The sequence below is a fragment of the Microcoleus sp. CAWBG640 genome (assembly GCF_020883015.1).
GTDB lineage: Bacteria > Cyanobacteriota > Cyanobacteriia > Cyanobacteriales > Microcoleaceae > Microcoleus > Microcoleus anatoxicus.
Genome location: NZ_JAHRFC010000107.1, coordinates 1 through 14,232, shown reverse-complemented (window position 1 = coordinate 14,232; position 14,232 = coordinate 1). Strand labels below are relative to the sequence as shown.

Here is a 14,232-nt window from a genome sequence, read left to right as displayed (position 1 = left end):
GCCTACTTGAGCGTGACCGGACTCATTATTGAGCCTTTTCCGTGAGGGTAAGGGGTGTGAAACCCTTAGAGGAGTGGGTTCCTCGGACTAAACGACCAGTTCAGGTCGCGCATACAAAATTTCCTTTATGGTACTGTCATCCATAGTTCCTACTAGAGAAAGATTCCCACCACGGCTTTTTATACTGGGGAAAATGTCCAACCCCAGTCTCTTTAAATTAATCGCGGCATTAATATCGCGGTCAACCATCAGAGAGTTTTGCTCATCCCAATAATCTCGAATACTGCAATGGGTGAAAATAATTTCATTCCGATAACTGAGTACCATTGAGGTATAAGCAGGTTTTTTTGAAATGACAACTGCTCCAGCTTTTGCGGCTATGTAGTCCAGTGTCTTGAAAAATTGACCGAATCCAGCATCCAGCCAAGACTTGTTCAGTCCTGACTTAACTGATTGACCATTGGGGAGGTAAGTCGCATCATCATCTTGTTTTACCTTGTTCCGCTTGGTTAAACCCTTCAGATTTAGGTCTTCATGGAAAAAGAATTTAGCACCTGTTCGTACAAGTATTGTCACAAAGTTCTCGCAGATACAATGCCGATCGGACTTGAAGTGATATTTAAAGATTTGCTCGTCTCGTCATCCGCCCGCTTACTGCTAACATCTTTGATTGTTAGATTGCAAGTGCGCGGAATCCTCGCCTCACACGCCTTTCATCCCACACTAACCGAGGCGGTATAGTGTGGGGATTCCCGTCTGTTTAGTTAATACAGGACGATGAAGAAAGGATTTTATATGAGATATTGACGCAGAAACCGGGTTTTTGACCCCCCGTGGGTTCAGGAGTGTATCATATCAAATCCGTTGACATCGGAATTATTATTTCTCTCTTCTCTTTCTCTGTGTCCTCTGTGTTCTCTGTGGTTTAATGATTCCGATACAACCGGAATTGATATCATCTATAAGTCAACTCACCGCAGCCGCAGTTATAACAGACTATCGAAAAGCTGTTCTGGGAACTCTAGCTAGTTGGTAAGCACCACGAGTATCCAGCAGTTGATATTCATTTGGCTGCAATCCAAATTTCACAAATTTATCTGGATATCCTAAAACCAAAATAGACGGAGAACTTTGATTTTTAGATTCTTCAATGTAGTCGATCGCACCTTTGGGCAGTCGGTAATAAGTCACCGGTAAATGCGAATAAAAAACTACACTAGGTTTGGCAAAACCAATCATCATAAACTCTTCCCCAGGCAATTTTTGTTGAACAGCAACCTGTGCTAATTGTCGCAGAGGTAACTGACGGTTGAGATCGACTAAATTGTAGGCTGGAGTTAAACCAAAGATGATAAATGCTACCAATCCGATGAAGTTAGCAACCAAAATCCAGCGTTGCTGTCTCTGCCATAATAAAAGGGCGATCGCCACCGCCGTAACTATCCAAATCCCACCGCCGACAATCAACAAACCAGACTGTTGAAGTGCTTGAGGGAAATTTGGCATAGCTGGATCGTCTCCTAGCCAGTGGTAGGAGTATAAAGTTGCTCCAGCGATGATTAATAAAAATACGACATTTACAACGTAGGTAATTAATAGTCCTCTGGGTAAAGAATTCGGTGGTGTTTCTAACTTTCCCTGCCTGGTTTCTGCTGCTTTTTCTCCAATGATATCGCTCCACAACAGCGTTACCAAAATCGCCGATGCCGGCATTAAAGGCAATACATAACTGGGCAATTTGGTCACGGCGATCGTGAAAAAGCCAAAAATGCAGGCGAACCAAAACAGGGCAAATAAACTTAACTGTGCCGATCGAGGTTGACGTCGCCAGTAAGTACGCTGCCAAAAACGGGTGCGGGCGATCGCGACGGGCAAATAAATCGACCAAGGCGCAAAACCCACTAACACTACAAAAAAGTAAAAATACCAAGGTGCTGAGTGTCGATTCACAACTCCAGTAAAACGCTGGAAATTGTGATATCCAAAAAAGCTGTCAATATAAGTTTCACCGTTGGCTAAAATAACCAGAATGTACCAAGGTAGGGCGATCGCCAGAATAATTAAGATTCCAGACACCGGACGCATTTCCCGCCAAAGTTGTCGAAAATTGCCTAAATAAAAGCTGAAGCAGCCAATAATCAGGGCTGGCAACACAATTCCCACAGGGCCCTTAGTCAAAATTGCTAAGGCAATTAGTACATAAAAAGAGAGATACCACGGATTGGGAAATCGCGAAGCAGAAACGGTGGAAAATCCTGCTGATTGCTTCTTTTCTTCTAGGGTATATCCCAGGAAAAAGGCCAGGAGTGCCGAACACATACAGCCGGTAAGGAGCATATCTGAAACCCCAGTCCTTCCCCAGGCAATAGTTTCGGGATTTAATGCTATGAGGGCAGCACCAATCCAAGGTGCAGAAAGAAATAGAGGAATACCGGGAGAGCGGGAGAGGGGGAAATTATTGGGAGAGTCAGAGAATGTTTCTTCTTGCTCATTGCTTCGGACTTCTTGCTGATTCCTGATGAGTTGTGACAACGATTGCGATAGAGTATAGAATCCCAGGCAAGTGATACATATTCCCGCTAGGGCCGAGGGAATACGGACAGCCCATTCGTTAACGCCGATCGCCCGATAGGCCAGCGCCATCAGCCAGTAAACCAACGGTGGCTTGTCAAACCTGGTATCGCCGTTAAAATAGGGGGTGATGAAATCACCAGTGACGGTCATTTGGCGAGCGGCTTCAGCAAACAACGGTTCGGTTTCGTCAACTAAACCAATATTGCCCAGATTCCAGAGGAAAGCCACCCCAGCGATCGCGCACAGCCATAATAGGGATAACAGCAAAGGTGCGATCGAGTGCTTCCTTTGATATTCTGACGAACTTTTAATAACTTCCTTCACCCGAAATTTCCTGCGATTTGAGATTTTCAATTTTAGCCCGCTCTCAAGTGTATCTAAAGATTCGCCTTCTCAAGACTAGAAATTATATCAAATCCGGTTAATTGACACTTCCGGCCCTAAAGGCGTGGGGATTCTTCGTTCACGGGGAAATGCCTTGTAAAAGCAGTGCCTTTACGGCTCGTCCCTTCCCTGATTTTTTTTGTCAATTCATTTTTCGTGGCAATTCGATCCGAAATGTGGAACCTTTTCCTACTTGACTTTCTACTGTAAGTGTGCTGTTCATCATTTGTGCCAAAGACGCACTAATGGCTAGTCCTAAACCGATGCCGGGATATTGGCGACTGGTAGTTCGATCGGCTTGGTGGAACTTGTCAAAAATATGTGGTAAATCGGCTTCGCTGATGCCAATTCCTGTATCAGTGACCTTGATAATTAGTCGATCGAGGGTTAGTTCTCGCACAGAAATGCCAATGTTTCCCTGATGAGTAAATTTAATCGAATTGGAAATGAGATTCACCAAAAGTTGCCGCAAGCGCGACTGATCGTGAACTATCAATCGCTCCTGCAAACACACGCTGACAGACAGGGACAAATTTTTATCTGTAACCTGATTTCCAAATTCCAGGGCGGTAGCGATTACCAACTGGGCTAAATCAAATTCGGCTATTTCTAATTTAGTCCCACAACTCTCCATTTTTGAGATATCGAGGATATCGTTAATCAGCACTAGCAGATTTTTACCATTATTAAAGATACGCCCCACAAAATCCCTTTGCTGAGGAGTCAGTAGTTGTTTTTCCTGGCGTAGTAGCAATTGTGAAAAACCGATAATTGCATTCATGGGTGTTCGCAATTCATGGGACATAGTTCTCAAAAATTGCGATTTTAACTTGGCTGCTTCTAGCAGTTGCAATTTTTGCTGTTGAATGAGGCAACTTTGCTTTTCTAATTCTGCTTGCTGGCGAAGTAAGAGCTGATTTTGTAAGTCTAAAAGCTGTTCCTGTTTTTGCTTAATTTCGATCGCCTGCGCGCTATGAATCGCGATCGCAGCTTGTCTGCCGATCGCCCCCAGCAGTTGCATAGTTGCATCGTCAATAGCTTGGCTATCTTGCCAATTACCGATCGCCAACACCCCCAAACGCCCTGTTGGCAAAGACTCGATCGCCACTGCACAGGCCGCCGGCACTTCTGCGCCGGACTCCTGGGATGACAATTGAGACTTTCCCGTAGCAAAGGCTTGGGATAGCAGCGCATCTTGCACGTACAGGGTTTTACCCCCAGCAAATTTTTCCGCCCCAGTGACTGCACTTAACAAGAGGCTGTGGTTATCGTCGCAGTTGGGGAGGGCCACCAAGCAAAATTGAGCCTCGGCGATCGTCTCAACTACCGCATCCGCTATGGCTTGGAATAGTTCGCACAAGCTTCCCGCCGGCTGGTGCAACAGATTTGTAAACCGCTCCACAACTTGTAAATGCTGCTGCTGCGCCTTTTTAGCCACGCTGGTTGCATTCAAGTTTTCTGCCGTCTTCCTAGCTTTGGAGTCCCGCAAACTCTTGAGAGATGTTGGTTCTGCCTCCCACCATTCTTGAGTTTGCTTGAACCCATCTATATCTGTATAGGTTCCCACCCACTCTAAAACTCCGTCGCCGAGGGTGGGGACGCGGGAAAATTTTGCTAGGTTCCATCGGTAAATACCCGATCGCGTCCTGAGCCGCAATTCTATTTTATAACTGGAGTCTAGGCTCACAGTCTGCCCCGATCGCCAGGGGAAGCGAGCTCTGTCTTCTGGATGAACTGACTCCAGATAGCCGAAATCCAAGGCTGCTGTGGCGGATACTCCTGTATACTCTTCCCAGGCACGGTTCAAATAAGTCACCGCCCCATCAGCATTTGCTTGCCAAACTATGTGAGGAATGGTCTTTAACAGGCGATCGAGCTGATGCTCCCAAGAGTTAACAGGTGGTTGCCCTGGTGTTATTTCCGCTCCCATCTGGGAACTTTCCCGGTCGGAAAAGTCCGAGGAAAAAGAGTGATTTCCGTAATAGTGAGTCATAATTACATTTTATAAATAAGCGTCGAGCCTTAGCGCTAAAACCAAATTAATAGTCCGGCTGCTAGCTCCATCAATTTTGATTGCGTTACTGCATCAAAGGTTTTTATATATTAAATTTATCCACTCACGGAACTGTTTACATCTATCAAGGGGCGGACAAAGGGATAATGTAATCAGATGGTGAAAACCTGGAGAGCCTACCTGTCCCCATAGGGTGAATCAGAGGGTGCAGCCAAATTACTTAACAATTAATTTGCAATTGTGCGATTCCATGAGTATGCTGGAACAAGATAGGCGATCGGGTTAACCCGATCGGCGATCGCATTCTCAAATCGAGTCTGTTTAGCTGAGTAATTTGGCTATATTTAAAAATTTCAGCAGGGCATTAGAAAAAAAATGAGTAAAATTCGCGTTGCTTTGATCGAAGACCATGACCTGACAAGAGTGGGTATCCGTACAGCTTTACAACAGAGTGATACCATAGAAGTTGTGGGGGATGCCGCGAATGCGACAGAGGGATTGAAACTGCTTCAGTCTTCCAAACCTGACGTGGCAATTGTAGATATTGGGTTGCCGGATTTTGACGGAATTGAACTGACCCAAAAGTTCAAAAAAGCGATCGTTGCAGACTCCGATCCAGACACAAAGGTTTTGATTCTGACTTTTCAGGACAATGAACAAGAAGTCCTCGCAGCTTTTGCGGCTGGAGCTGACTCTTACTGCATGAAAGATATCAGTTTTGACCAGTTGTTAGATGTAGTCAAAGTAACTCACGAAGGTCAGTCTTGGATTGACCCGGCGATCGCTCGCATAGTCCTGAAACAAGCTCGCACTAAGGAGTCTGCCCCGGAAGAACAAAAATCTGAGGGTAAAAAAGTTACAATTAAAGCTGCGGAACCAGAGTTTACTCACATTATTGAAACTTACCCTTTGACGGGGCGGGAATTAGAAGTTTTGGAGCTAATTGTGCAGGGCTATAGTAATGCTGCTATTGCGGAAAAACTTTACATTACTGTGGGCACTGTCAAAACTCATGTCCGCAACATTTTGAATAAATTATGTGCTGATGACCGCACTCAAGCTGCTGTTCTCGCCCTTCGTTCTGGCTTGGTTGGATAAAGAGTAATGGGTCTTAAGTAGGTCGTTTTAATTAAACGTAAAAGACTTCTATTTGAAAACCCCGACTTGTTTAATCAGTCGGGGTTCTGCGTATTATTTTTTTTGGCACTGCGGTTATTTAACACTTAACTATAAACAAGATGAATTAGGGTCAAAAACCAAGTTGCTGTGAAAAATAGAAGATTGAAAAATAGAAATTTACGAATCCCAGCGGTGGCGGGTCACGATATGCGTAACTCATGAATAATTTTCAGGCATCTATCCTTGTGCATAACTTTAAATTAATACTTTTTTGACTAAATACACCTTAAGATAGATGCCGAATAATTACTCATACAAAGAACAAAGAGGGAAGAGGGTGCTTTGATGGAGTTTATCCTGCCCTTCGACCCTTCTACTTCGCTCAGGAACCGAATCCGACTGTCAACTGTCAACTGTCAACACTTATTGCTAATTGCATTTGGGACTACAAGTCAATTTCCATTCTCTATTTTCCATGCACAATTCGGTTGTCGCTATCACAGATAGTGGCTTGCTAAAGAAGTAACCTTGAGCCATATCGCACTTGAGGGAATGCAAAAATTCCAACTGTTCATAGGTTTCCACTCCCTCAGCAATTACTTCTAAATTCAATCCTTGTCCCAAGGCGATCGCCACTTTCACAATAGCAGCACCGCTGGCACCATTCATCAAATCTGCCACGAAGGAGCGATCGATTTTTAAATTGTTCAGTGGTAGGTGTTTGAGAGACCACAAAGAAGAATAACCAGTCCCAAAATCGTCAAGAGAAATCCGAATTCCCATTTGCTGCAACTGCTGCAATACAGACACCGTAAATTTCACATCTGTCATGGCAATGGTTTCGGTTATTTCTACTTCCAAATACTTTGGAGCTAGGCCAGTTTCCGACAAGATTTTAGCGATTGTTTGTACTGTGTTATGTTGCTGAAACTGACGGGCCGATAAATTTACAGCTACCCGCATCGGTGGGAGTCCCATTAACTGCCATTCTCGATTTTGAAGGCAAGCAGTTCGCATCACCCATTCGTCAATCTGGCAGATTAATCCTGTTTCCTCAGCTAAGGGAATAAATCGATCGGGACCCATCAACCCGCGATCGGGATGCTCCCAGCGAACCAAAGCTTCTAGACCGACAATTTTGCCAGTATTTATATCTATTTGGGGCTGGTAGTATAGCAAAAATTCGGAATTTTCTATGGCTCGGTAAAGATTATTTTCTAATACCAGACGCTCCGATGCTTTGTTGCCGATCGCTCTGGTATAAAACTGATAATTATTCCGACCTTTCTGTTTCGCTTTGTACATAGCAGCATCGGCGTTTTTCAGCAAAGTTTCGGCATCTTCGCCGTCGTAGGGAGCCAAAGCAATTCCCAAGCTGGCTTTGATATAAAGTTCCTGCTCATCAAAGTGAAAAGGAGTACATAAACTGTGGAGAATGTGCTGGCAAGTATCAATGGCATCCTGGGCGCTGCTAATATTGTACAGGAGTAAAGTAAATTCATCTCCGCCCCAACGGGCAATGGAATCGCCCACGCGCAAACAGTTGGTTAAGCGCCAAGATACTGCTTGGAGTAACTGGTCGCCTACAGCATGACCGAGGGTGTCGTTAACATTTTTAAAACCATCCAAATCTAGAAAAATCACCGCTAACATTTCGGTGTTTTGGTGAGCGTTAACTACAGCTAGAGACAGTTGTTCATTAAACAGTAATTTATTAGCTAAACCTGTTAGTTGGTCGTGGGAAGCTTGATGTCGAATCATTGCTTCTACCCGCCTTTGCATTGCCGCCATATAAAGATGAGTTGCCAAGGATTTTGCTAGCTTCAGTTCATCAGCTTTCCAGTGTCTACCTTGTTGTTTTTTTATTTCTTTCCACGCTGCAAATGACTTTCTGGGACGGTCGTTTCTGGCTTCGGAGTCACACTGTCCCGCCCATAAAGTTTCTGTTTCTATTTCACTGCGAAAGATGGTAAGACAGCCGATGCACTGATCGCGATATTGCAGTGGCACTGCCAGCATTGACCTAATAGAAACTTCCAGGAAATATGAAGATAAAGATTTAAGTTTAGGTGCTTGAGAAATATCGGAGATTGCATATAATTCGGGAATTATATAATTAGCAATTGTTAAACCGTTTTCCTGGTAATTTTCTATTTGAATATCGGGAAAAATGCCAGAATAGTGACCATTACTTGCTTCTTTTTTTTCAACTGTTAATGATTGTTTTACACCCATGATTTCCTGCCAAAACTGGCTTTTTTCTATTTCTAAATGCTGTGGCTGTTGACCGCAGGTATAAAGTTCCGCTGGCCAATTCACTCCTTCGGGGGCAATGTACAATCTACCGCCACAACCTGCTAAAGATTTGACGGTTTGTTCTAGGACTGTGTGTCTAATTTCTGTCAATTCTAGGGGTGAGTGGAGCAAACTGCTAATTTGGTTGACAATGGCTTCATCCCTAGCTTGATGTCGAGCTTGACTGAGTAGAAAAGATTGGGCGATCGCAATTGACAGTTGATCCACAAGCAATTGCACAATTTTTAATTCTCGATCGCTAAACCGTTTAGGTTGCGTGTGATGACAGGCCAAGATCCCCCAAAGCTGATTGTGATGCAAAATCGGCACTGTGAGGGAAGAATAGACACCCATCGTCCTCAGATACTCTATGTGACAGGGGTCTACCTTAGCATAGCGAATATCTTCAGCCGCTAAAGTTTTTCCTGTTTCGGGACAATCTAATCGATTAATTGTTTGATGATTCAATCCGACATCTATAATTACTCGCTGCCTAGCTTTGACAAACATTTCGCGAGCGCTTTTGGGAATGTCGGTTGCTGGAAAATGTAAGCCCAGCAATGACGGCAAATTATTGTCCTTAATCGACTCAGCAATTACCTCACCGCTGCCATCAGGTTCAAACCGATAAATTTTTACCCGATCGCTCCCTAACAAGTTACGGAGTTCTTTTACCGTTGTCGTCAAAATCTCTTGCAGTTCTAAAGAGTGTCGGATGCGAGTAGTAATTCGGTTGAGTAAACTCTCCTGTTCCACAGCAGATATGGACATTTTTATAATTTTTTTACGAGCCATCTTGTTTGATCCCCAAGGCTGATAATAGCATTTTTGCGAGCTATTATCCTAACTCGCAATCTATTACAGAATATAACAATTTAAGCAATAGAAGCAATACTGACTACATAATACTATTATATTGTATCAATATCCATAGTTTTTTTAGCGATATTACAGAGGTTAAGTTATGTAAATGGAAGGGAGCGAGAGTACAGGCTCATCCTTGAAAACAGATGAAAATATAGCCTTTCTCACTTAGGTCAGATACACCAGGTCCTGGGCAAGAGCTAATGGTGAGGTGCGTACTTTACTTTCTTGAGAAAGGCTATAGTATGATTTAAACCTCGGAAGTTAGGGCAGTGGAAAACTTGGGAATCTAGATAATGCTTTAGGTCTTTGGCTGGCATACTTTACAAGGAAATGGAATCAATGTTGAGTTAAATTTATGTTATAGGATAAGTAAAATTACACAGAAACTGCCTGAGTCGGCATTTATGAATTACCCCAACTGGAATCTGAATTTAGAATATTCGTTTGCTAAGAGCGATCGACTGCTGGTCGATCAACGTCCCTTAGTCTTAGCTATAGACGACAATCACGACAACTTAGAGCTGCTAGCACAAATACTCGATTTATTTGGTTACGAGTGCGTCAGAGCCCTAGACGGTCGCACAGCCCTTTCCGTAGCAGTTTCCCGACCACCAGACCTAATTTTGCTAGACATTTGTTTACCGGACATCGACGGTATAGAACTGATGAGCCGTCTCAAGCAAAATCCACAACTGATAAATATTCCGATTATTGCTGTCACAGCACTAGCAAAAACCGAAGACCGCGATCGGATTTTGCAAGCCGGCTGCGTTGCATATATTTCCAAACCTTTTGATATCGATCAATTAGAAATAACTATCCATCGCTATCTCAATTAGAACCAGAACCTGATTGGAAAGGCTGTTTTAGTAGAAAAAATGTAGTCAAACGCACCAATAAATATGGAACCACTGATTTATGAAAATATATTTAACTTTTGATAAGCTGATAAACTCTGTCGGCAATTTAATAAATGTAACTTGAGGAACATTTTTGAAATCATAAAACCAATACGGTAGAAAGATGTTATTCGATCCAGAAAGAAGGAGAATCGGCGTGTATTTATAAAGCAAAGGGAAAACCGCAAACTTAATGCTGGATTAAACGGTAATTTCCTGCGTAAAATCGACTTCGCACGAGACCATACTATGGAGTGTTAGATATGCTGAAACAAATGTGCTGGTTGCCCAGATTGGGAAGCAATGGAGAAAAAATATTGCACCTACGCACTGAACCCCGCCAACCGTGGCGACCTTATACAGCTTTTCCACAGTACGCTGCATCGGACTACCTAGAACCGGATGGTTCTAAAGGGTGGGCAACATTTCAGAAGCTGAAAACTCAAGGCTGGAATTTACTAGCGAGCGAGGGGCAGCAGTCAGATTTCGGCGAACAAAAAACTGCTTGAAAATTAGAAGTTATGAGTTATCAATTTAACTCATAACTTTCTATTGAGTAGCTAGAGCGGTTTCTGAGAAGAAAGAAGTCGAGGCTCTGGATGTTCTATTTGGGGATGTTTTTCTCTTTAGTGCGATCGCTCAATCAAATTTCGGCTCTCTCGTAATTATGGTGATAAGTAATGATTATGAGCTAGCAAAATCTAGGGTTTCAGCTTTCCTTCTTCAAAAATTTAGTATTATTTGCTACATTTTACACCCAACATCCGAGAGAACCGCCAGTAAGCTTTTGAGCGATTTGGATCTTGCATTTAATTAGGTGGACTTACTTAACGCCTTTGAGAGTCCCTTTGTGGTCTTAATCAAGAATCCCCCCGATTCATCGGTGGGGAGTATCAACTACAATCGCCACAACAATTTATAATTCGTCCCATACCCGATTACCAATTACTGATTCCGATGTCTTTAAAATCTATTAGCATTCCACCGAGCACGGATCGCCCACCAGTGGGTATGATTGTCGCTTTGCACGGATGGGGTGCCAATGCTCGCGATTTGACTTCTTTAGCGCCGGCATTCAATTTACCAGACTATGAGTTTGTGTTTGCCGATGCCCCTTTTGCCCATCCCCAAGTACCCGGTGGCAAAATGTGGTATGACCTTCAAGGTAATGACTCTAAGGGATTGATCGAAAGTCGGCGATTGCTAACAGAATTTTTATTGTCTTTAGAAAGCAGTACGGGTGTGCCTTTGTCTAAGACGATTTTAGGTGGCTTTTCTCAAGGTGGAGCGATGACTCTGGATGTGGGATTAACTTTGCCTCTGGCTGGTTTAATTTGTTTGAGTGGTTATTTGCACTCTCAGTCGCCTGTTGCTCTTAGCCAGTTGCCACCTGTTTTAATCGTACACGGGACTCAAGATAATATTGTCCCTGTGAGTGCGGCAGTGCGATCGCGCGATACTTTCACGGATTGGGGGGCGTCGGTGCAGTACCACGAATTTCCCATGGGACACGAGATTCAACCACAAGTTGTAGATCTAATGCGAAGTTTTGTTCTAGAAACTGTGTCTAAATCGGATTAAAGGCTTAGGATATAGTATGGCGGAAATCTCGGGGACGGAATAAAGATGAAAACTTTAACCAAAGCATCGCGCGATATTGCTGTACTTACTTCGGAGGATGTGGCACAATTGGCCGATCGTCTAGAAGTGGATGATTACACAGATCCTTTTGAGGGATTGAACGATTGGCATTTGCTGCGATCGCTTGCGTTTCAGCGCCCGGAGTTGGTCGAGCCTTATCTTCACCTTCTGGACATGGAAGCCTACGACGAAGCATAGCCTCAAAAATAGCAAAAATCTCAGCAAGTTTTAGGAGAAGGTTAGCCACAGATTTGGTTGCCAATTTATATAGATGAGTTAGGGATTTTTGTCTCTGCCGATCTTGATTTTCTCCTAATTCTTTTTTATGCAAAAAGATATGAAGGGTACACGAGTTTTAATTGGCGTTAGTGGCGGGATTGCAGCTTACAAAGTTTGTGAAGTAGTTTCAACTTTAGCCAAGTCGGGAGTTGAAGTCAGAGCTATTCTGACTGATGCGGCTCAAGAGTTCGTCACGCCCTTGACTTTTGCTACTCTCTGTCGCCAAGCTGCTTTTACTGACAAAGATTTCTGGGAAGCCCGTCACGGACGCCCTTTGCACATTCAACTGGCAGAATGGGCATCGGTTTTTGCGATCGCTCCCCTCACAGCAAATAGTTTGGCTAAGTTGGCGGGGGGTTTTGCGGATAATTTACTCACAAATACGGTACTTGCTTCTCAGTGTCCAATTTTGTTGGTACCGGCGATGAATACTGATATGTGGGAACAGCCGGCGGTGCAGCGAAATTGGCGCGACATATTGACAGATAGGCGATATCATGCTATGTCGCCTGGGGCGGGAATGCTGGCGTGCGATCGCGTGGGTGCGGGCAGGATGGCAGAACCCAGTGAGATTGTGGCTCACATAGAATCATTGTTGTATACTAAGGGCGATCGAGATTTAGCTGGTAAACGGGTGTTGATCGGTGCGGGAGGTACGCGGGAACACCTCGATCCGGTGAGGTTTATCGGCAATCCTTCCACTGGTAAAATGGGCCTAGCTCTGGCGCGGGCTGCACAGCACCGAGGTGCGACGGTAACTCTGGTACATAGTATAAGTGGTGATTTATCATTGCCCGGTGTCAGGTCGATCGCCCTGACGAGTGCAGCAGAAATGCGACAAGGGATGCTGGAATGTTTTCCCGATGCGGATTTGACGGTGATGGCGGCGGCGGTGGCTGATGTGAAACCGACGGAGTACCATAGTCAGAAATTGCCCAAGCGATCGCTCCCGGATGCTTTAGCCTTGACAGCGGTACCGGATATTGTGGCAGAGTTGGGAACATTGAAACAGCCACATCAAAAACTAATCGGGTTTGCCGCACAAACAGGTGATATTGTCAAGCCAGCTTGGGAAAAATTGCGGGCCAAGAAATTGGATGTAATTGCGGCAAATCCGATCGACAAAATAGCCTCCGGTTTTGGTAGCAATACCAATCAAGCAATTTTGATAAATGCCGCCGGAAAGCAAGTGGAAATAGCACCTTGCAGTAAATTAGAAATGGCCCATCGCTTGTTTGACTTTGCCCTGGAAGGGATTTAGCAATATCTAGGAGTCCAAAATAAATTGGGCGATCGCAGCAGCCACCCCGTCTTCCTCGACATCCGGCGCCACCCAGTTAGCACCAGCTTTCACCTCCGAGGGAGCGTTACCCATCGCTACGCCTACGCCCGCATAGGATATCATTTCCACATCATTGAAATTGTCGCCGATCGCCATCACGTTCTCTGGCTGCAAACCCAACAAGTCCTCCGCGATGTACTGCACTGCGGCTCCCTTGTTAACCAAAGGGTGAGTAGCTTCAAAAAAAGTGGCAACCGATCGAGTCAAATAAAGTTCTGCTGGTGTGTAGCGTTCTCGCATACTGCTGAGTAAGCCATCGAGTACCCCCGGATTTTCGCACAAAGCCAAAACTTTCGTCGGTTCACCCGGAATATCTCGGCGCAAGTCTGTAATAGCAATTGGTTGAATACCCGATCGTTGTGCGTAAAGTCTGGTGGCGGCGGTAATTTCCGGTACGTAAAGTTGGTCGTTGATGTAAAAATTCACCGAAAGGAGCGATCGTAAATGTGGTTCTTGAAAATGTTCCAACAATTCCAAAGCTGTTTGTTTCGACAAGGGCTGGTGGCGGAGCATTTTTTGACTAGCGGGATCTTGAATCCAGGCACCTTGGTAAGAAATCAACGGTAAATTTGAGCCGATATCCCGATGAAAGCGCAAAGCCGATCGATACATTCTACCAGTAGCCACGGCAACTTGCACTCCCCGCGACTGAGCGGCGAAAATAGCCTGCTTCACTGTTTCTCGGATGTTATTGGATTTACCTGCGATCGTACCATCGATATCGACTACCAGTAGTCTAATGTCTGCACCGCTAGAGACGGGATTTGAGGTCATTATATTTTGCATAGTTGTTTTTAGATTTTAGCTTGAGATTTTCC

General features: G+C 44.4%; 11 protein-coding genes. 6 read left to right on the top strand and 5 right to left on the bottom strand.

Annotated features, from left to right (window positions below; all coding sequences use genetic code 11):
- Positions 1 to 87 precede the first annotated feature (87 nt).
- The 3 genes from AAFP11_RS27155 to AAFP11_RS27145 form a co-directional block, all read right to left on the bottom strand.
- The gene (locus AAFP11_RS27155; RefSeq protein ID WP_341739827.1) at positions 88 to 576 is read right to left on the bottom strand and encodes a transposase; all 489 of its coding nucleotides are present in this window, start codon (positions 574 to 576) and stop codon (positions 88 to 90) included.
- A 420-nt stretch (positions 577 to 996) separates the two neighbouring features.
- Positions 997 to 2,898, bottom strand: a complete 1,902-nt coding sequence (locus AAFP11_RS27150; RefSeq protein ID WP_341739826.1) for a glycosyltransferase family 39 protein — start codon at positions 2,896 to 2,898, stop codon at positions 997 to 999.
- 202 nt (positions 2,899 to 3,100) lie between these two features.
- Complete coding sequence (locus AAFP11_RS27145) at positions 3,101 to 4,951, bottom strand: ATP-binding protein (protein WP_341739825.1); 1,851 nt, start codon at positions 4,949 to 4,951, stop codon at positions 3,101 to 3,103.
- A 396-nt stretch (positions 4,952 to 5,347) separates the two neighbouring features.
- Here AAFP11_RS27145 and AAFP11_RS27140 point away from each other — a divergent pair, with 396 nt between their 5' ends.
- Complete coding sequence (locus tag AAFP11_RS27140) at positions 5,348 to 6,070, top strand: response regulator transcription factor (protein ID WP_341739824.1); 723 nt, start codon at positions 5,348 to 5,350, stop codon at positions 6,068 to 6,070.
- A 450-nt stretch (positions 6,071 to 6,520) separates the two neighbouring features.
- Here AAFP11_RS27140 and AAFP11_RS27135 read toward each other — a convergent pair whose 3' ends face one another.
- On the bottom strand, positions 6,521 to 9,181 hold the full coding sequence (locus AAFP11_RS27135; protein ID WP_341739823.1) for an EAL domain-containing protein: 2,661 nt from the start codon (positions 9,179 to 9,181) through the stop codon (positions 6,521 to 6,523).
- 476 nt (positions 9,182 to 9,657) lie between these two features.
- On the opposite strand from AAFP11_RS27135, the gene AAFP11_RS27130 reads away from it, so the two are divergent.
- The 5 genes from AAFP11_RS27130 (at position 9,658) to coaBC (ending at position 13,333) form a co-directional block, all read left to right on the top strand.
- Positions 9,658 to 10,092: a response regulator gene (locus AAFP11_RS27130; protein ID WP_341739822.1), complete on the top strand. Its 435-nt coding sequence runs from the start codon at positions 9,658 to 9,660 to the stop codon at positions 10,090 to 10,092.
- A gap of 323 nt (positions 10,093 to 10,415) precedes the next feature.
- Positions 10,416 to 10,661 (top strand): hypothetical protein, encoded by a 246-nt coding sequence (locus AAFP11_RS27125; protein ID WP_341739821.1) that lies wholly within the window; start codon positions 10,416 to 10,418, stop codon positions 10,659 to 10,661.
- 448 nt (positions 10,662 to 11,109) lie between these two features.
- Positions 11,110 to 11,733 carry an alpha/beta hydrolase gene (locus tag AAFP11_RS27120; RefSeq protein WP_341739820.1) on the top strand — a complete coding sequence of 208 codons (624 nt, stop codon included), beginning with the start codon at positions 11,110 to 11,112 and terminating at the stop codon, positions 11,731 to 11,733.
- Positions 11,734 to 11,778: 45 nt separating this feature from the next.
- Positions 11,779 to 11,991, top strand: a complete 213-nt coding sequence (locus tag AAFP11_RS27115) for a DUF2555 domain-containing protein (protein ID WP_340519840.1) — start codon at positions 11,779 to 11,781, stop codon at positions 11,989 to 11,991.
- A gap of 139 nt (positions 11,992 to 12,130) precedes the next feature.
- Complete coding sequence (coaBC, locus tag AAFP11_RS27110) at positions 12,131 to 13,333, top strand: bifunctional phosphopantothenoylcysteine decarboxylase/phosphopantothenate--cysteine ligase CoaBC (protein ID WP_341739819.1); 1,203 nt, start codon at positions 12,131 to 12,133, stop codon at positions 13,331 to 13,333.
- Positions 13,334 to 13,339: 6 nt separating this feature from the next.
- Here the strand turns inward: coaBC and AAFP11_RS27105 are convergent, their stop codons facing one another.
- Positions 13,340 to 14,188 carry a Cof-type HAD-IIB family hydrolase gene (locus AAFP11_RS27105; protein ID WP_341739818.1) on the bottom strand — a complete coding sequence of 283 codons (849 nt, stop codon included), beginning with the start codon at positions 14,186 to 14,188 and terminating at the stop codon, positions 13,340 to 13,342.
- Between the last annotated feature and the right edge of the window lie 44 nt (positions 14,189 to 14,232).

Coding starts and splice junctions, on each gene's coding strand:
- AAFP11_RS27145 (WP_341739825.1), bottom strand. CDS start 4,951: ATGACTCACTATTACGGAAATCACTCTTTTTCCTCGGACTTTTCCGAC.
- AAFP11_RS27140 (WP_341739824.1), top strand. CDS start 5,348: ATGAGTAAAATTCGCGTTGCTTTGATCGAAGACCATGACCTGACAAGA.
- AAFP11_RS27135 (WP_341739823.1), bottom strand. CDS start 9,181: ATGGCTCGTAAAAAAATTATAAAAATGTCCATATCTGCTGTGGAACAG.
- AAFP11_RS27130 (WP_341739822.1), top strand. CDS start 9,658: ATGAATTACCCCAACTGGAATCTGAATTTAGAATATTCGTTTGCTAAG.
- AAFP11_RS27125 (WP_341739821.1), top strand. CDS start 10,416: ATGCTGAAACAAATGTGCTGGTTGCCCAGATTGGGAAGCAATGGAGAA.
- AAFP11_RS27120 (WP_341739820.1), top strand. CDS start 11,110: ATGTCTTTAAAATCTATTAGCATTCCACCGAGCACGGATCGCCCACCA.
- AAFP11_RS27115 (WP_340519840.1), top strand. CDS start 11,779: ATGAAAACTTTAACCAAAGCATCGCGCGATATTGCTGTACTTACTTCG.
- coaBC (WP_341739819.1), top strand. CDS start 12,131: ATGAAGGGTACACGAGTTTTAATTGGCGTTAGTGGCGGGATTGCAGCT.
- AAFP11_RS27105 (WP_341739818.1), bottom strand. CDS start 14,188: ATGACCTCAAATCCCGTCTCTAGCGGTGCAGACATTAGACTACTGGTA.